The sequence below is a fragment of the Yoonia sp. F2084L genome (assembly GCF_023015625.1).
Classification (GTDB): Bacteria; Pseudomonadota; Alphaproteobacteria; order Rhodobacterales; family Rhodobacteraceae; genus Yoonia.
In genome coordinates this window covers 316,633-334,029 of record NZ_JALKAH010000004.1, presented here as the reverse complement: position 1 = coordinate 334,029, position 17,397 = coordinate 316,633, and the positions used below count along the sequence as shown (strand labels likewise).

Annotated in this window: 16 protein-coding genes; 2 read left to right on the top strand and 14 right to left on the bottom strand. The window is 57.0% G+C overall.

Features of this window, described 5'->3' with window-relative positions; genetic code table 11:
• Positions 1 to 2: 2 nt before the first annotated feature.
• The 6 genes from MWU60_RS13370 to MWU60_RS13345 form a co-directional block, all read right to left on the bottom strand.
• Positions 3 to 908: a 2-dehydro-3-deoxygalactonokinase gene (locus MWU60_RS13370; RefSeq protein WP_247227868.1), complete on the bottom strand. Its 906-nt coding sequence runs from the start codon at positions 906 to 908 to the stop codon at positions 3 to 5.
• Complete coding sequence (locus MWU60_RS13365) at positions 905 to 1,663, bottom strand: SDR family oxidoreductase (RefSeq protein ID WP_247227867.1); 759 nt, start codon at positions 1,661 to 1,663, stop codon at positions 905 to 907. The genes MWU60_RS13370 and MWU60_RS13365 overlap by 4 nt, the downstream gene beginning before the upstream one ends.
• Positions 1,660 to 3,744, bottom strand: a complete 2,085-nt coding sequence (locus MWU60_RS13360) for an alpha-galactosidase (RefSeq protein WP_247227866.1) — start codon at positions 3,742 to 3,744, stop codon at positions 1,660 to 1,662. The genes MWU60_RS13365 and MWU60_RS13360 overlap by 4 nt, the downstream gene beginning before the upstream one ends.
• Positions 3,745 to 3,750: 6 nt before the next feature.
• Complete coding sequence (locus MWU60_RS13355; RefSeq protein WP_247227865.1) at positions 3,751 to 4,599, bottom strand: carbohydrate ABC transporter permease; 849 nt, start codon at positions 4,597 to 4,599, stop codon at positions 3,751 to 3,753.
• On the bottom strand, positions 4,599 to 5,525 hold the full coding sequence (locus tag MWU60_RS13350; RefSeq protein WP_247227864.1) for a sugar ABC transporter permease: 927 nt from the start codon (positions 5,523 to 5,525) through the stop codon (positions 4,599 to 4,601). Before MWU60_RS13350 ends, MWU60_RS13355 begins: the two co-directional genes overlap by 1 nt.
• A gap of 106 nt (positions 5,526 to 5,631) precedes the next feature.
• Entirely contained in the window at positions 5,632 to 6,894 is a 1,263-nt protein-coding gene (locus MWU60_RS13345) for an ABC transporter substrate-binding protein (protein WP_247227863.1), read from the bottom strand.
• Between the two features lie 186 nt (positions 6,895 to 7,080).
• Here MWU60_RS13345 and MWU60_RS13340 point away from each other — a divergent pair, with 186 nt between their 5' ends.
• Together MWU60_RS13340 and ugpC are read left to right on the top strand one after the other, a co-directional pair.
• Complete coding sequence (locus MWU60_RS13340) at positions 7,081 to 7,875, top strand: IclR family transcriptional regulator (RefSeq protein ID WP_247228021.1); 795 nt, start codon at positions 7,081 to 7,083, stop codon at positions 7,873 to 7,875.
• A gap of 3 nt (positions 7,876 to 7,878) precedes the next feature.
• Positions 7,879 to 8,940, top strand: a complete 1,062-nt coding sequence (gene ugpC, locus MWU60_RS13335; protein WP_247227862.1) for a sn-glycerol-3-phosphate ABC transporter ATP-binding protein UgpC — start codon at positions 7,879 to 7,881, stop codon at positions 8,938 to 8,940.
• A 53-nt stretch (positions 8,941 to 8,993) separates the two neighbouring features.
• On the opposite strand, the gene MWU60_RS13330 is transcribed toward ugpC, so the two are convergent.
• From MWU60_RS13330 to MWU60_RS13295, 8 genes are read right to left on the bottom strand one after another with little or no spacing between them, the layout of a single operon-like run.
• Entirely contained in the window at positions 8,994 to 9,866 is an 873-nt protein-coding gene (locus MWU60_RS13330) for a DmsC/YnfH family molybdoenzyme membrane anchor subunit (RefSeq protein WP_247227861.1), read from the bottom strand.
• Entirely contained in the window at positions 9,866 to 10,627 is a 762-nt protein-coding gene (locus MWU60_RS13325; RefSeq protein WP_247227860.1) for a 4Fe-4S dicluster domain-containing protein, read from the bottom strand. The genes MWU60_RS13330 and MWU60_RS13325 overlap by 1 nt, the downstream gene beginning before the upstream one ends.
• Positions 10,624 to 10,773, bottom strand: a complete 150-nt coding sequence (locus tag MWU60_RS13320; RefSeq protein WP_247227859.1) for a hypothetical protein — start codon at positions 10,771 to 10,773, stop codon at positions 10,624 to 10,626. Before MWU60_RS13320 ends, MWU60_RS13325 begins: the two co-directional genes overlap by 4 nt.
• Entirely contained in the window at positions 10,770 to 13,598 is a 2,829-nt protein-coding gene (locus MWU60_RS13315; RefSeq protein WP_247227858.1) for a molybdopterin oxidoreductase family protein, read from the bottom strand. Before MWU60_RS13315 ends, MWU60_RS13320 begins: the two co-directional genes overlap by 4 nt.
• A 23-nt stretch (positions 13,599 to 13,621) precedes the next feature.
• A complete protein-coding gene (locus MWU60_RS13310; RefSeq protein ID WP_247228020.1) occupies positions 13,622 to 14,608 on the bottom strand; it encodes a putative sulfate exporter family transporter in 987 nt (328 codons plus the stop codon).
• 23 nt (positions 14,609 to 14,631) lie between these two features.
• Positions 14,632 to 15,399: a sulfite exporter TauE/SafE family protein gene (locus MWU60_RS13305; RefSeq protein WP_247227857.1), complete on the bottom strand. Its 768-nt coding sequence runs from the start codon at positions 15,397 to 15,399 to the stop codon at positions 14,632 to 14,634.
• Positions 15,400 to 16,464 (bottom strand): acetate kinase, encoded by a 1,065-nt coding sequence (locus tag MWU60_RS13300; RefSeq protein ID WP_247227856.1) that lies wholly within the window; start codon positions 16,462 to 16,464, stop codon positions 15,400 to 15,402.
• Positions 16,461 to 17,396, bottom strand: a complete 936-nt coding sequence (locus MWU60_RS13295; RefSeq protein ID WP_247227855.1) for a phosphate acyltransferase — start codon at positions 17,394 to 17,396, stop codon at positions 16,461 to 16,463. Before MWU60_RS13295 ends, MWU60_RS13300 begins: the two co-directional genes overlap by 4 nt.
• Between the last annotated feature and the right edge of the window lies 1 nt (position 17,397).

The following is a 17,397-nucleotide window of genomic DNA, read 5'->3' as shown; positions in this document are numbered from 1 at the left end:
ATTTATCCTTTCAGACGCTTGTAGGCGGCGGTCAGACCGGCAAGCGTGATCGTTGATGCGTTGACCTGGGTTGCAGGTGCCGCTTGTGTTGCGAGCGCATCGACATAGAGTTTTGACAAGCCGCTGCTACCGATGACGGCGATTCTCTGGCCCAGCCAATACGGCTTTGCCGCTGCCAGTTCGACACCTATCAAAAGGCCCGACAGTTGCGCGCGCGCCGCCGTGCCGGGCATATCGTTCAACAGTCCGTTTGCACGCAGTGAGAACAGCCGGGCCGCAATGCGTTCAGGCCGGGACAGCCCCATATCCAAACCTTCGGCGAAGGCATCATCATCCCAGCCATTGGTCGCAATCGAATGGCGCAGGACAGTTTGTTTGGCGATGGTGTCGAAGAGTTCTCCGGTCATGAAGGTTTGAAAGCTGACAACCTCATCCGCGCTGATGTGGACCCACTTGGTATGGGTGCCCGGCAGGCAGATCACCCCATCCCAGCCGGGATTGCGGGCCAGAAAACCGCTGATCTGGGTCTCTTCGCCGCGCATGACGTCGGCGGGGTTCGTTTGTTTGATCCCGGGGATCACATGGACCGTCAGGTCAGGGTGTGTGGTCGGTGCTTGCACGAGGTCGGTTGGTAAAATGCCGCAAGGGACAGTGGCATAGGGCGCTTCGACCCAGCCTTGTCGTGATCCGACCATACCACAGGCAACCACTGTCGTCGGTCCGCTAATCCAGTCACCAATCGCGGCCAGCAGCGCAGGCTCGAACCTATCACGGGTAAGCTTACCCATGCCCTGATCCGATGTCGCCTCAGCCAGAACTGTGTCTGATGCCGACATGGCCCAGGCGCGCATGTTGCTGGTACCCCAATCGACGGCGACCCAATCGGTTTTGATCTTTGGGTCCGTCATCCTGTTCCTACCACGCCTGCATCAATGACCATCGTTTGCCCTGTCATCATAGCGGATGCAGTGGACGCGAGAAACAGGGTTCCACCGACCATATCCTGTGGCTGGATGAATGCTTGCAGGCACTGTTTTTGTAGAAATGCCGCCTTGCTTTCTGGCGTGGCCCATTTGGTTTCCTGCTTTTCGGTAAAGACCCACCCTGGCGCTATCGCATTCACGCGTATGCCTTTTGGTCCCCACTCGCGCGCCAGAGCCCGCGTCATTCCCATAATGCCAGCATTAGCGGTCACATAAGGCACCATACCCGATGCCCCCATCATATAGGTGATGGATGAGTAATTGATGATTGACCCATTGGCCCCCATCACCTCTGCCGCTTTCTGGCATGCAAAGAAGTAGGCTTTCAGATTAACAGCTTGCTGGCTATCCCATGTCGCTTCATCAACCTCTGATGCGTCATAGCGCATATCGTTGGCGGCGTTGTTCACCAGTGCGCGCAGCGGTCCGTGGGCGGCAACGGCCTGATCTATTGCGGCTTGGAGCGCGCTTGTATCGGTGATGTCGCATTGGATGAAAAGCGGGCGAGTGCCATGCTTATCCGCCATCTCATTGGCGAACGCGGTTGCATCAGAGCGCCCGACGAAGGCGACCTTTGCCCCCTGTGCGATGAACCCATCAGTCAGTGCGGCACCGATGCCATTGCCTCCGCCGGTGATAAACACTGATGCACCTTTGATATCATGGAAAGTCGCGTTCATAGCCGCGTGCCTTCCAGCACCCACATGCGTTCCGGGAAGGACCACGGCAGTGTCACACCGTGCCGCATGAGGTACGCGCCTGAGACTTCCAGCGCGTCAGTCTTCAACGCCGTAGTGCCGCGTGAAAGCCGGTGCAGCGTGTTCCGGTTCGTCAGGTTGATCCGGTACGTCGCCGTTGGTTCCAGCCCGGTCAGGCGCAAGGGGCGTGGTGCGATCTGCGCACTGGTCGCAGCCTTGCCTGCAAAGACCACAAAGCGGTTTTTGTCGCGGGCCAGCTGCTGTTCGGCGATCACCGCAGGATCGGCGCTATCAAGCCGCAGGATATCGGCGGTCTGCATCCAATTTCGGTTGTGCTTCCACCAGCTTGTCACCTCGGTCAACACGGCTGCTTCGGTTTCATCCAACTCGCGCGGATCCATCTCAAAACCCATATGGCGCTGCGCCGCAACCCAGGCGCGGAACGAGATATCGAGGGTGCGCCCGGATGTGTGGCAATGACGCGGACCAACGTGGCTGCCGGTGACCGAAAGCGGTAGGAAAAGGGCTGCATCATGCTGGATGCGCAGCCGCTCAAGCGCGTCGTTGCTGTCTGACAACCAGACCCGCTGGGTACGTTGCAGGATGCCAAAGTCGATGCGCCCGCCGCCGGAAGCGCAGCTTTCGACTTCGACAAGCGGGAACTCCGCCCGCAGGCGGTCGATGAGCGCATAAGACCCGCGCGTTTGCGATGCGTCTGGCATAGGCAAAACGCGGTTATGGTCCCACTTGATATAGTCGATATGATGGTCGCGCAGGATCGCCGACATACGCTCATAAAGGAAATCACGCACTTCAGGCAGCGCCATGTTGAGCGCCTTTTGTTGGCGTCCCAGCGTCTGATCTTCGGCGCCAAACACCCAATGCGGGTTTGCGCGGTGGATGTCGCTGTCTTCGTTGATCATCTCGGGTTCGAACCAGATGCCGAATGTCATATCCAGCCCATGCACATGTTCGATCAACGGGTGCAGGCCATCGGGGTATTTGCGCGGATCGACTGTCCAATCCGACAGGCTGCGTGTGTCGTCGTCGCGGTTGCCGAACCAGCCATCGTCCAACACAAAGCGTTCTGCGCCAAGGGCGGCGGCGCGGTCTGCGATGTCTTGCAGAACAGGCAGTTTATGGTCGAAATAGACGGCTTCCCAACAGTTATAATGCACGGGGCGGGGCGCATTTGGTTTGGGCCAAGTGACGATGCGGTCGCGCAGATGGCGTTGGAAGGCCACGGCGCAGCCATTCAGGCCGGTATCTGAGTAGACGATATAAAGCGGTGCAGTTTTGAACTGGGTCGCCGCTTCTGTCTCCATCCGGGCGGCGTGTCCCCATTGGATCTGGCGGCGACCGTCTTGCAGCTCTTCGGCGATCATCTTGTGGCCGCCCGACCAGCCATAGTGGAACGCGTACGCCTCACCTTCGGTGTTAGTTGCACCCCGGCAGGGGACGATCAAGCCGGGAAAATGTTCGTGCCCTGTGCGTCCTGTGCGGTTTTCACGGTAACGCATGCCGGGCGCCCAGGCGGTGCGCGACAGTTGGAATTCGCCACACCAACGGCCTGAAACGTCGATCATCTCATCCGACTGCTGCGGTCCCGGTAGGACGGGGGCTGCGAGCCAGTGCAGGTGTACGGGGCGGGTCGCATCTAGATGTGTTTCACAAGCAATGACGTGAGTTTCATCGTCGCTCTTGAAGGCAAACTTCAGACCAATGCGATTTTCTTTATCCCAGTAGGCGAGGTACAAAAGGTCATCTTTTTGCACTGCATCTGCAAAACAAAACTTTGGCAGAAGCGGCGTACCATCGCTGTCCCGTACAATCAGACCGGGCTGACCGGGAAAGCTCCGCGTCGCCTCTGGACAGATCGACAGGTCGGGATTTTCGTCCAGCATTCCGCCGGTCACGTCAATCGCGTGGGCTGCATGCAGCGTGTCGAGATTTTCGTCAGCTGGCAGCAAAGCCCCCCAATAGACAACTTCGGGCAGACGGTCATTTCGGGCCGCCAGAACAAGTGTCTGACGGCCATCGTCGATACGATAGGTTCGGTTCATGGTGGTTTACTTTACAGCTCCGAGGGTGAGGCCCGCGATAAAGTGTTTCTGCATCAAAAAGAACATGGCCACAGGTGGCAGGGCTGCCACGATAGAGCCTGCGCTCATCAGGTGATAGGCGGCGCGGAACTGCGAGTTGAACTCGGTGATCCCGGCAGTAACAGGTTGTGCGTCTGGCCCTTGGGTCAGGACCACAGCCCAGAAATAGTCGTTCCAGATGAAGGTAAAGATCAGCACAGCCAAGGCGGCCAGCGCAGGCTTCATCAAAGGTAGGACGACATAGAGGAAGATCTTCCACTCAGCGATGCCTTCGACCCGGGCCGCTTCGATCAAGGGGAAGGGCAGTGCGCGGATAAAGTTACGCATGAAAAGCGTACAGAACCCGGTTTGGAAGGCGATGTGGAACAGCACCAGACCGGTCTTTGTGTCGTACAGGTTCAGGTTCACAGTCAGGTCGCGTACTGGCACCATCAGAATTTGGAATGGCACAAAGTTGCCTGCAATAAAGATGAAGAAAATCAGCAGGTTCCCTTTGAACTTGTACACTCCCAGCGCGAAACCAGCCATGCAGGATAGCGCGACGGCACCGATCACCGTCGGAATGGTGATAAACAGCGAATTCCACAGATAGCGCGGCATGTTCGATTCAAAGAAGACTTTGCCGTAGTTCTCAAACGCCGAGAAACTGCTTGGGATACCCCAATAGTTGCCGTTAACGAAATCAGCCTCTGGTTTGATCGAGAAATTGGCAACCGCGATCAGCGGTAACAGCCAGACGATCAGCATAATGGGCAAAAGCACTTGGTAAGAGATCTGCCACTGGCGTGACGTCTTTGCGAGCGGGGTTGGAAACATCAGTGCGCTCCCTTTTCGTCACGGTACATGGAGTAAAGGAAGTAGGCGATGAACCCGAGCATGATGAAGAACAAGACCACCGCAATGGCCGCGCCAAAGCCCATGCGGAACCCGAATTCTGAAAGCGATTCCTCGAACATATAGAACGACAGTACCCGCGTTGATCCGAACGGTCCTCCGTTGGTCATAACGCTGATCAGGTCAAAGGACCGCAGCGCGCCGATGATTGTCACGACAAAGGCGATGAAGGTTGCGGGCTTAAGCTGCGGCAGGATCACGTACCACAGCATTTTGTGACCCTTTGCGCCATCAAGGCGCGCAGCCTCAACCTGTTCAGGATCAACGGCGTTCAGCCCGGTCAGGTACAAGATCATACAATATGCCGTCTGCGGCCAGAGGCCTGCAGCGATGATGCCGTATGTGGCAAGTGTAGGATCGCCAAGGATATTCACCGGGCCTGCACCAAAAAAGCCCAATACCGCGTTCAACAGGCCCTCGCGTGGCAGGTAGAACCAGCTGAAGACCAGACCAACAACGACTTGGCTGATCACAAAGGGGAAGAAGAACATTGATTTGTAAAAACGGATGCCTGTGACTGTTTGGTTCAGGAAAAGCGCGATGAACAGACCTGCGGGGATCGCCAGCAGATATAGCACCAGCCACTTGATGTTGTTCCAGAACGATGTCTCAAACTTGCGGTCGATGTTGGCATCGCCCCAGCCGAGCAGGCGTTCGTAGTTCGCCGTGCCAACCCATGTTTTGTCACCCAAACCGTCCCATTCGTGGAGCGAAATCCAGAACGACTGTCCAATTGGAATGATCACATAGACCGCGAAGAAGATCATCGCAGGCAGCAGGAAAAGCCACGGCGTAATCGCGATCTCGTTGCGTTTATACCAGCCTCGGTTTGGTGCGGCGGTTGCCATGGAATTGTCTCCCCTGCGGACAGCACATGCGGAAATCTAAGATCAGATTTGCGGATAGGCTGTGTTGGGTAAGTAAGGTGGGTTTGAACCCACCTTACCCTTTAGCTTACTGGTAGATACGCTGACGTGTCTCTTCGAGACGCTCAAGAATGTCGTCCAGATTGTCTGGGAACACCATGAATTCCTGTAGGCCTTCCATGCCGACAGAGGCCATTTCAGCTTCAAAGTCGCGATCAAAGAACTGCATGATGCCGCCGCCTGCGTTGTTCGACAGCATGTCGAAACCCTGCGCAAGGAACTTGTCATCGTCGATTGATGCATTCGCATTTACAGGCAGCTGGCCAAGGCCCGCACCGCTGTTGATCTCGGTCTGGACTTCAGCAGATGTGACAAACCGCAAGAACTCTTTCGCGGCGTCCATGTTCTGCGCGCCCGATGGGATGTGGAACGTATCTGTTGGCGCGTCTTCCGCGAAATCAACATCTGGGTTGATGACCGGGAACTGGTAGAAGTCCAACTGGTCATCGGTCAGGCCACCATCACGCATCGCGGCAACCGCAAAGTTACCCATCAGGTATGATGCCGCTTCGCCGTTGACCATGAAAGGCAGCGCTTCCTGCCAGCTGTATGTCTGGTGATCATCAATGAACGCGCCCATGTCGATCAGCTGACGCCAGTTGGCGAATGTCTGACGCACGCGGTCGTCTGTCCATTCAACTTCGCCACGGGCCAGTGCGATGTGGAAATCATAGCCGTTTGTGCGCGAGTTGATGTAGTCAAACCAGCCGCCAGCCGTCCAAAGAAACTTGGTGCCGATGGTGTAGCACTTCACACCATTGTCGAGCAGAGTCTGGCAGTTTGCCAACTCTTCTTCCCAGTTGGATGGCTCAGACAGGCCGTACTGGTCGAAGATGTCTTTGCGGTAGTAAACGCCCCACTGGTAATACGTGTAAGGTACACCCCACTGTGCTCCGTCGAGTGTCATCGCACCTTTGGTGGATGCCAGCGCTTCGAATTCCGGCTCGGCCCACAGGTCAGAGATGTCAGCAAACAGACCAGCATCAACATAAGGACGCATACGGTTGGCTGCATACCAGTTCACAACGTCCGGTGGGTTTGCGCCCAACGCGTTGCGGATTTGTGTTTTCCATGCTTCGCGGTCAACGATTGTCAGATTAACCTCAAGTCCGGGGTGCAGCGCACCAAAGTCTTCTGCAAGGCCTTCCATCACTGCGCGCGGCGCAGGGTTCGACATGTCAGAGATGATATTCAACTCGCCGGACAGCGCGTGGCCATCAGCAGCAGCGGATGACGCTGTAACGCCAGCAGCAACCAACGCCGCGAGCGACGTCTTCAAAATGGAATGCATGGTTTCCTCCCAGTATGCTTCCTCGTATAAAACGCCGTTTCAATAATTGTCTCATTATTTGAAACTTAGTTTTGGATGTTGATACTAAACCGCGACTCGGCTAGCCTTGTCAACATCTCAAAGCTGCACCGGTGAGGAGACCGGTGTCAAAAGCGCGATTGAGATGAGGGAGGATTGATGGGACGCGTGACCGGTGACGGCACAGTCGGAAAGGCACTTGAAGTGCTTGATCAGGTGGCAGCTTTTGGGCGACCTGTGAGGTTCAGTGAGTTGCTGTCAGAGTCCTCATTCCCCAAGCCCACCCTTTACCGGTTCGTCCAGACGCTGACCAACCAGCAAATGCTGGCCTATGACCCGGACCGCCAGACATATAGTCCCGGCGTGCGTTTGGTGCGGCTGGCACATGCAGCTTGGGAGCAATCCACATTGGCCCCTGTGGCCCGCCCACACATCGACGCGCTCAGTGCGGCTGTGGGCGAGACAGTCCACTTGGCCCAATTGGATAATGCGCAGGTCCTTTACATCGACAAACGCAATTCCGGGCACCCGGTTGTGATGTATAGCCAAGCCGGCAAAGTTGGGCCTGCGTACTGCACGGGCGTTGGTAAGGTGATGCTGGCCTTTCTCGATGAAGCCAGCGCAGACGCTGTTATCGAACAACAGTCCTTTCACGTCTTTACAGAACACACGCTGGATTGTGCAGACGCGTTGCGCGCCGAGTTGGCGGACATTCGCCAGAACGGATACGGGTTTGATCGTGAAGAACATGAACCTGGCATTATTTGTGTCGCCATGCCGATTCTCACCGAAACAGGTCGGGTGCTGGGTGCTTTGTCTGTAACCAGCACGACGCGCCGCACGAACCTTGCTGGATTAGAGGCGTTTGTGCCGATCCTGAAAGAGACGGCGCATAAGATTACGCGGGATGCCCAAAACTGGAGCTTTCCGGACTACCAAACAAAAGAAACAACGGGGATTTAAGCCATGTCAGGTGTCACGCTGAATAAGGTCATCAAGCGCTATGGCGACGTGCAAGTCATTCATGGCGTCGATTTGGAAATCGCAGATGGTGAGTTTTGCGTTTTCGTCGGGCCGTCAGGTTGTGGTAAATCCACGCTGTTGCGGATGGTCGCGGGTCTTGAGGAAACAACCGAAGGTGCGATGCATATCGGTGATCGCGATGTCACCCGCATGGATCCGTCGCAGCGTGGCGTGGCGATGGTGTTCCAGACCTATGCGCTTTACCCGCATATGACCGTTAAAGATAACATGGGGTTCGGCCTCAAGATGAACGGCCACCCGAAGTCTGAGATCGAGGAAAAGGTCGCTGAGGCTACCCGCATTCTAAAGCTTGAACCGTATCTTGACCGTAAGCCAGCCGCTTTGTCCGGTGGTCAGCGCCAGCGTGTGTCTATTGGCCGTGCGATTGTGCGTGGACCTGAGGTTTTCCTGTTCGACGAACCCCTTTCAAATCTAGATGCTGAACTGCGTGTCGAGATGCGCGTCGAGATCGCGCGTCTGCACAAGGAAATCGGGGCGACGATGATCTACGTGACCCACGATCAGGTCGAGGCGATGACCTTGGCCGACAAGATCGTCGTGCTGCGTTTGGGTGTGATTGAACAAGTCGGCGCGCCGATGGACCTCTACCGTGATCCCGACAACAAATTTGTGGCGGGCTTTATCGGCTCACCGGCGATGAACTTTGTGAATGGCAGTGCCAAAGACGGGGCGGTCGTAGCACCCGGCCTTGCTGCTTCATATGAGGGTATGATCAACGCAGCCTATGAAGGCAAAGCGCTGAGCGTTGGTGCCCGTCCTGAGCACATCACGATTAACCCGGCAGGTGATACGCACACGGTCGAAATGACAGAGAGCCTTGGTGGTGTATCCTTTGCTTACCTCGCCGGTGCTACCGGAGAGCGCATCGTGGTTGAAGAACGTGGCGACGTACGCAGCGAAGAGGGTGCAAAGGTCGGGATCGAGATTGACGCAAGCCGGATCTATCTGTTTGACGCGGAAACAGAGATGCGCATTCGGACCTGAGTTAAGTTTGATTGATAAATGAAAGGCCCGCAAAATTGCGGGCCTTTGTTCGTTCAGCGCTTGCCGTAGTAAAGACCGACCACATGTTCTGCCTGCGCGAAGAAGAGCCAGCGCAAAGTTAGCACCCCTGCGATGTGGCTCAGTACTGCCAGCGCCGCCAAAGTGTGACTGAACGGCAAGAGCAGCAGCACGACGGGCAGGACAAATGCCAGACCGATTGTAATGATCCGTAACTGATCCGCATGTTTACGCCCGACCTGATGGATGAATTCGCGCATCAGGTAGTTCGTACCGGTATGAGGTGGTTCGAACGCGCGGACTTTGCCGATGTGACCAAGGCCGGTGGCGGTTTCCATATTGGTGCCAGAGGATTTGAAACGTGTATCGCCCGAGGCCCAAGCGAAGATTTGCAAGATACCGCTGGCAATAAACAAGACTGCAGCGATCCTGACCTGGCCGGACAACAATGCGCCGCCGCCAATGGACAAGAGCAGATACATCGCTGGTGTGGTCCAATGTCGCCAACGGGGTACGGTCTTCATCTGAGCATAGATCATGGAGGTCGTGAAAACGACGCCAAGGGATGCAATGCCACCGATGATGCCAAGCAGTGCAAGCTGTGTTCCGGCAAACACCAATCCAGCGCCGTAAACTGCCATCATGACCAATGCAAAAACGGCGCAGATACCTTCGCGGCTGAGCCAACTGGTTTTCCATTGGCTAAAGGCTTTGATCGCGCGTTCGGGGTGGCCGAGATGGAAAGTAGAGGCGATCAGGCCGCCAACCGCCAAGACATAGGCAATGGCGAACCAGATGAATGCGCTTGTGCCTGTCGGCACCAGCGCGCCCATGCCCAGCCAGAACAACAGACCAAAGCCGAGGCCGGAGAACGTGTTGAAAAGAATAACGGAAGCTGCGGGATGCATTATTTGGCTCCTCCGGGCAGAGATGACAGCGCCTTGTCGAGCCAGCCGACGAAGCCTTTACCGTCGCTGGCAATCGGCTCAAGGTAGGGTGCGAGGATGTCGAATTCGGGCATCTCGTCCTTGGGGCGCGGTGGCAGGTATTTGTTGACCGGCTTGGTGCCTTGTTCCGGCATCAGATCAAACCCACCACGTTCGGCGACCAGTTTGGACACGTCACTGTTTTCGTCCCCCAGATCACCAAAGTGCCGTGCACCTGCGGGGCAGGTCCGCACACAAGCAGGCTGGCGGTCTTCTTCGGGCAGGTTTTCGTTATAGATGCGGTCCACGCAAAGGGTGCACTTCTTCATCACCCCTTCTTTGGCGTCCAATTCGCGCGCGCCGTAGGGGCAGGCCCAGGCGCAAAGGCCGCAACCGATGCAGTCGCTTTCGTTGACCAAGACGATCCCATCTTCCGCCCGCTTGTAGCTGGCGCCTGTCGGGCAGACGGTCACACAAGGCGCGTCTTCGCAGTGCAAACAGGATTTGGGGAAATGGATGAGTTGGGCTTCGCCTTGGTCTGGCTGCACCTCGTAGGAATGCACCCGGTTCAGGAATGTGCCTGATGGGTTGGCGCCGTATGCGTCCTGATCCGACAAAGGTGCGCCGTAGTTTTCGGTGTTCCAGCCTTTGCAGGACACCACACAGGCGTGACAGCCGACGCATGTATCAAGGTCAATAACCAGTCCCAGCTTTTTGGCGGAGGGTGGAGGGAGTTGGGTCATACTGTGGCCCCTTCGATGTATGTTGGCATTTGCATGCCAATAGGTTGTTCTTTGGCGGCGTCCCATGTGGCGATGAACCAAATGAAACTCCCCAAAATGAGCGTGACGAATGCGGCAATCAGCATCAGGACTTGGCGATTGGTCATTTGCCTACCTTCCATTCCAACTCATTCGGGCCTTTTCCGACAGGTGACTTGATTGCTGGCATTGCGGGTTGGGCCTCGTTCGGCACGTCGGATTTTTCAATCTTCACCCGCAGATCGAACCAAGCCGCTTGACCGGTGACCGGATCGGAGTTTGCCCAACGTAATCCGTCCCCTTTAGGCGGCAGCAATTCATGGATCAGGTGGTTGAGCAGGAAGCCTTTCGTGGCCTCGGACGCGCCTTCGTCCAGCGCCCATGCGCCTTTGCGCTTGCCGATGGCGTTCCATGTCCAGACTGTGTTGGCGTTCAGCGAGGCTTGGTGCGCGACCGGCACGACGATTGAACCGTGGGTCGAGCTGACCTTGGCCCAATCCCCATCCTGAAACCCCTTCTCTTCCCAGATCTTGGTGGGCACATACAGGGGGTTGTGACCGTGGATTTGTCGCAGCCATACGTTTTGCGTGCCCCAAGAGTGATACATCGCCATCGGGCGCTGGGTCAGCGCGTGGACGGGGTATTCATCCAGATCAACGCCGTCATCCTCTAGCGCGCCGTACCAGATCGGCAGCGGGTCCATTGTCAGCTTCAGCCGCTCGCGCAGGTGTTCGGGCGGTTGGCGTTCACCGATACCTTCGGCGGCCGCCTGGAATTTGCGTAGTGGTTCGACATAGAGCTGAAAGATATAGGGTTGGACTACATCGTAGAAACCCATCTTCACCGCCCAGTTTTGGTAATCCATGCTGAATGGTTTGTAGAAGGCTGCGTTTTCGGGGACGTGTTCGATCCAGAAACCACCATTGTCGATGTAGTCTTGGATTTGGTTCGGATTCACGTCGCCGCGTCCGCCTTGGGGGCCGTCCTCGCCTTTGCGGAACCCGGCCAACGGACCCACACCGGGGCGGCGGATGTGGTTGGTGATGTAGTCGGCGTAATCCTGGTATTTCTGGCTGCCGTCTTCGTTGACGAAACCGGGCATGCCAAGGCGCGCGCCAAGATCGCACAGCACCGATTGGAAGCCGCGCACATCACGATCAGGTTCCACAACCGGCCAGCGGATCGCATCGGCCACCGCGTCCGCTTCGCAGATGGGGCGGTCGAGCAGCGAGATACAGTCGTGCCGTTCCAGATAGGTCGTGTCGGGCAGGATCAGATCGGCGTAAGCCACCATTTCCGACGAATAGGCATCGGAATAGATGATGTTGGGGATGACATAGTTCCCGTCTTCATCCTTATCCGTCAGCATCTTATGCACGCCGCCCACGTTCATGGACGAGTTCCACGACATATTCGCCATATACATAAACAGCGTGTCGATCTTGTAGGGCACGCCTGCATGCGCGTTTGAGATCACCATATGCATCAGCCCGTGGGCTGACATTGGGTTTTCCCACGAGTACGCTTTGTCGATGCGGGTGGGGTTGCCCTCTTCGTCGAGCAACAGGTCTTCGGGCCCATGCGTGTAGCCTAGATGCGGGCCGTCGAGGGCAGCACCGGGTGTGACTTTGCCGTGCGGCTTGGGGTGCGCCGTTGCAGGCTTGGGGTAGGGTGGTTTGAAGCGCATACCGCCGGGCACTTCGACCGAGCCGAGGATGATTTGCAACGTGTGCAGTGCCCGGCAGGTCTGGAAGCCGTTGGAATGGGCCGAGATGCCGCGCATAGCGTGAAAGCTGACCGGACGCCCGACCATTTTTTCGTGTTTCTTACCACGGAAGTCGGTCCAGGGGCGGTCCAGTTCGATGGCTTCGTCGAATGCGACACGCGCCAGATCAGCGGCCAATGCGCGAATGCGCTGGGCAGGGATGCCGCAGCGGTCGGCTACGGCTTCGGGTGCGTATTCGTCTGACAGATAGCGGTCTGCCATTTGGTGAAAGACAGGGCGGTGGGTGATGCCTTTGGCGCGGTAGGTCGCTGCCAGATCGGGTTCAACGCCTTGGCCGTTCCATGGGGCAAGCTGACCTGTGTTCCTGTCGATGACCTGCGGTTGGCCGTCGTCGTCGCGCAGAAACAGGCCGAACTGTTCGGACTTGGGGTCTTCGTTGATCAGAACCGAGGCGTTGGTGAAGCGCGCCAGATAGTCCAGATCAACCTTGCCGGCCTTCATCAGGCAGTGCACCATCGCGAGGATGAACAGACCGTCGGTGCCGGGCGTTATGCCGACCCAGTCATCAGCGACGGCATTATATCCGGTACGGATCGGGTTCACGCCGACCATGCGCGCGCCGCGTGCTTTGATCTTGCCGATGCCCATCTTAATCGGGTTGCTGTCGTGGTCTTCGGCCACGCCGAAGAGCATGAAAAGCTTGGTGCGGTCCCAATCAGGCTGGCCGAATTCCCAAAAGGCGCCACCCATCGTGTAGATACCCGCAGCGGCCATGTTCACGGAACAAAAGCCCCCGTGGGCGGCAAAGTTTGGTGTGCCGAACCCTTGCGCCCAGAAACCGGTGAAAGACTGCGATTGATCGCGTCCTGTAAAAAACGCCAGTTTTTCAGGGTGCTTTTCCCGGATTGGCGCAAGCAAGCCTGTCGCCATGGTCAACGCTTCTTCCCACGTGATTTCTTCAAACTCGCCTGATCCACGTGGACCGACCCGCTTAAGCGGCGCCCGCAGCCGCGAAGGCGCATTGTGCTGCATGATGCCAGCGCTACCTTTGGCACAAAGCACACCTTGGTTCACTGGATGATCCTTGTTGCCTTCGATATACGCGACCTTGCCGTCCTTCATATGCACGTTGATCCCGCAGCGGCAGGCACACATGTAACAGGTCGTTTTGCGCACTTCGTCTGAGACTTGAGGCGATGTATCCAGCTGTGGTTGATCAAGTGACATATGGCGTACCTTTCGGGCGGCTATCAGGTGAGGAAGTAAACCCCGGATAGGATGATGGTTGCAATGAAAATGGTCTGGACGATGATCAGGGCGATGGCCGATCCACCTACTGCCAGAACCTTTTTTAGGTTAGTTTTCATGCCCACAGCCGCGATTGCAGTCAGCAGGAGCCAACGCGAGGTCTCGGAGAGCAGATCCGCCAAAGCAGGTGGGATCATACCGAATGAGTTCAGCGTTGCGAGAACAAGAAAGCCGACCACGAATAGCGGGATGATAGGTGGACGCTCGCCGCCCTCATCTGGTGTGGCGAAAGACCGAATGATGATCGCGGCAATGATAACAACCGGGGCCAGCATGGACACGCGGATCAGCTTTACCAATGTCGCGGTGTCACCGACGCTTTCGGACACGGAGAAGCCTGCGCCAACCACCTGAGCGACGTCATGGATGGTGCCGCCCAAGAACACACCTGCCGCAAGGTCAGACAAGCCCAGCATATTCACGATGATCGGATAAAGGATCATCGCGATGGTCGATAGAACGGTGACGCCCATAACTGTAAACAGCAGGCGTTGTTCGGAGCGTTCGTCCTTGGGCAGGATAGCCGCAATGGCGAGTGCCGCTGACGCGCCGCAGATCGCCACCGATCCAGCCGTCAGAAAAGAGAACCGCCATTTGGACCCAAAGAACCGCCCAATGAGCAGACCAAAGCCAATGGTCAGCACGACGGCTCCGGCAACCAGCAAAACAAGTGGTAGGCCAAGTTGTGCCGTCAACTCCATGCTGATCCGTGCGCCAAGAAAGGCGATGCCGAGCCGCAAAAGCGTGCGTGCGGAAAAGCCGATGCCTTCAACCGTTTTGCCTTCTTCACCCAAAAACGACAGCGCGATCCCAAGCAGCAATGCCAGCAGCATTGCGGGCGTTGCATAGTGTTCGGCCAACCACTGTGCAGTGATCGCGGTCATGCCAGCGACGACAACGCCGGGGAACAGAACCTTGCCACGATCCATAATGCTTTGAGGGCTTACAGTGATCACGATGTGGCCAACGTGCGCAACATGCTCACCAACGCCAAAACGCAAAGCAGGGTCAGACAAAAGCTGCGGTAGTATTTTTCAAGGCCCGGCGTGAACAGTTTTTGCCCCAGATAGACACCCAAAAGCGTTGGCAAGGCAAAGACCAACCCGCGCGATATGCCAGAAAAATCCATTACGCCAAAGATCAGCAATGTGATCATCGACGTCAGCGACCCTAGAAAAAGAAACAATACCAGTGATCCGCGCATCTGGCGTGCTGGCGAGTCACTGGCCAGAACATACAGGGCCACGACCATGCCCCCGACATGGGCAATGCCGCTGACGATCCCCGCGACAATACCAGTCCCATAGAGGCCGGATTTTGTGGCAAGAAAAGTTAGTTTCAGTTTGCTCAGTTGTGAAATCGCGAGGATGATGATCACACCCAGCGCCAGCAGCTTGGAGGTTTCAACCGGCAGGCTCAGTGTCAGCCACAGCCCGATGGGCCAGCCTGCGGTCGATCCAATGACTAGACCAATTGCCGTCCCGCGATCTGCGTCGGCCCAGCCGCCTTTGAGCATCAGAAGTGACGCGCTAAGCTCCAGCCACCATAACATCGGGATCAGCGCGATCGGTGGCAGGATGATGATGGCCGTTGCCATAATCATGGCCGACAGAGCGAACCCAGAAAAGCCGCGCACGATGCCTGCCACAATTACGATTACCGTCAGGATCAGAAATTCCTGCCCAGTCAGATCGACAGTTATGAGCAGGCTTTCAAACACTCAGCGACCCTCGGCAATCAAGGTGAGCGCGTCGCGGGCGATTTGCTTTTCTTCATCGGCCGCGATGACATGGACCGGAACATCACCAAAGCATGCGAGAAGTTCCATGATGCGGTCGCGGATGGGGGCCGCGTTCTCGCCAATGCCGCCGGTGAAGGCGACGGCATCAAGGCCCCCCATGGCCACGACCGCGGACCCTGCGTTGCGCGCTGCCCAATAGCAGAAATGCTCAACCGCGAACTTGGCCGCGTCGTCATCGCGTTCCAATAGGGTCTTCATGTTGTTGTCGCCTGCTAAGGCTTGCAGCCCGGAGTTCTTATTGAGCATCCGGTCTGTTTCATCTTCGCCCAGTGACTTTGACATGCGCAGTACCGCGGCGCCGTCGATATCGCCTGAGCGGGTGCCCATTGTCAGACCAGATAAGGGCGAGTAGCCCATGGATGTTGCGATGGATTTGCCGTTGTGGATTGCACAAAGGCTGGCCCCATTTCCAAGATGGAAGGCAAGCAGATGCTCAGGGAGCGCATCCCCGAAGTCTGCGACCATGTTGGCATAAGACAGCCCGTGGAAACCATAACGCCGGATGCCTGCATCATGGTGTGTTTGCGGGATCGCGTAGCGCGTTGCAACCTCAGGATTGGTTGCGTGAAAGGCGGTGCCGAAGCTGCAATACTGTGGCAGATCAGGCGCAATACTCTGCAAGGCATAAACGCCTGCCAGGTTGTTGGGGTTGTGCAGCGGAGCCAGCGGGATAACGCTTTCAATGGTTGCGATCACCGGCGGGCGTAGGCGTGCGGGTTGGGTCATCACTGCACCGCCATGCACGATGCGGTGGGCGGCGGCGCTGAACGCTGTGATCGGGTAGCCTGCTTCGGCCAAGGCGGCAAGCATCAGTTCCAGAGCGTGGGCATGATCATGGGTGGTGACCTCTGTTTTGGCCTCACCCAGTTTGAGTTCACCCGCCGTGCCAAGGTTTGTCACGCGGCCGGAGATGACTGAGCCTAAGCCCTCATCAAACACCTCGATTTTTAACGAGGAGGAGCCAGCGTTCAGAACAAGGATCATTTTGGCAAACCGCAGCTAATGGCCGCAAGGGCGGCGGATGCAATACGCGCGGCAGGTGGGTCGGCGCGCGATGTTAGCAGGATTGGGACCTTTGCGCCTGTCACCACACCAGCAGCACAGCCGCCTGTGAGGTAGACAAAGGCTTTGAACAGCGCGTTGCCTGACACGATGTCGGGGACGATGATCGCGTCAGCGTGACCTGCCACCGGATCATTGGTCAGCTTCTTGGTTGCGACCGCTGCGGGCGATATGATTAGGTCCAGCGCCAGAGGGCCGGACACATCAAGGCCGTCCACATTTGCCTTGGCCCAGTCGGCCAGTTCTTTGGCGTCCATCGACGATGGCACCGAGGGAATGGCACTTTCCGTCGCTGAGAGGATCGCGATTTTCGGACGGTCGTTGCCGAGTTTGTGCAGAAGGTTTCTGACTTCAACAATTGAAGACTGTCGCGTTTTCAGATCGGGTGCCACGTTCACGGCGGCATCCGAGATGAGAATGGGCTTACCCCCATCGGGGTGTGAAATGTGGAAGATATGAACGAAGCGCGCACCGGTCCGTAGACCGGCATCGCGGCTGACGGCGGATTTCATAAAGACGTCGGTGTGCAACTGACCTTTCATCAGAACATCGGCCTCACCGGCACCACAAAGACCGGCGGCAGTTTTCCCCGCCTCTTCTTCGCCTGTGGTGTCGTGCAGCGCGTAGCCCGAGATGTCCCAGTCCAGCTTTGCGGCCTCGGTTTTGATCATATCAGCCTCACCCACAAAGACAGGCACCATGATGCCTGCTTTGGTCGCATCCTCGGCGGCTTCCATCGGTAAGGGCGAGCCTGCGCGCGCGATGGCCACGCGTGGTGGGCCAAAGGTTTGTGCGCGGGCGATGAGGTCAGCGGGGGCCACGGCCTCGCGGGTTGATAGGAACGGAGAGGTCATT

Coding starts and splice junctions, on each gene's coding strand:
- MWU60_RS13360 (WP_247227866.1), bottom strand. CDS start 3,744: ATGAACCGAACCTATCGTATCGACGATGGCCGTCAGACACTTGTTCTG.
- MWU60_RS13330 (WP_247227861.1), bottom strand. CDS start 9,866: ATGCATCCCGCAGCTTCCGTTATTCTTTTCAACACGTTCTCCGGCCTC.
- MWU60_RS13315 (WP_247227858.1), bottom strand. CDS start 13,598: ATGTCACTTGATCAACCACAGCTGGATACATCGCCTCAAGTCTCAGAC.
- ugpC (WP_247227862.1), top strand. CDS start 7,879: ATGTCAGGTGTCACGCTGAATAAGGTCATCAAGCGCTATGGCGACGTG.
- MWU60_RS13355 (WP_247227865.1), bottom strand. CDS start 4,599: ATGTTTCCAACCCCGCTCGCAAAGACGTCACGCCAGTGGCAGATCTCT.
- MWU60_RS13310 (WP_247228020.1), bottom strand. CDS start 14,608: ATGGATCGTGGCAAGGTTCTGTTCCCCGGCGTTGTCGTCGCTGGCATG.
- MWU60_RS13350 (WP_247227864.1), bottom strand. CDS start 5,525: ATGGCAACCGCCGCACCAAACCGAGGCTGGTATAAACGCAACGAGATC.
- MWU60_RS13320 (WP_247227859.1), bottom strand. CDS start 10,773: ATGACCAATCGCCAAGTCCTGATGCTGATTGCCGCATTCGTCACGCTC.
- MWU60_RS13325 (WP_247227860.1), bottom strand. CDS start 10,627: ATGACCCAACTCCCTCCACCCTCCGCCAAAAAGCTGGGACTGGTTATT.
- MWU60_RS13365 (WP_247227867.1), bottom strand. CDS start 1,663: ATGAACGCGACTTTCCATGATATCAAAGGTGCATCAGTGTTTATCACC.
- MWU60_RS13345 (WP_247227863.1), bottom strand. CDS start 6,894: ATGCATTCCATTTTGAAGACGTCGCTCGCGGCGTTGGTTGCTGCTGGC.
- MWU60_RS13300 (WP_247227856.1), bottom strand. CDS start 16,464: ATGATCCTTGTTCTGAACGCTGGCTCCTCCTCGTTAAAAATCGAGGTG.
- MWU60_RS13295 (WP_247227855.1), bottom strand. CDS start 17,396: ATGACCTCTCCGTTCCTATCAACCCGCGAGGCCGTGGCCCCCGCTGAC.
- MWU60_RS13370 (WP_247227868.1), bottom strand. CDS start 908: ATGACGGACCCAAAGATCAAAACCGATTGGGTCGCCGTCGATTGGGGT.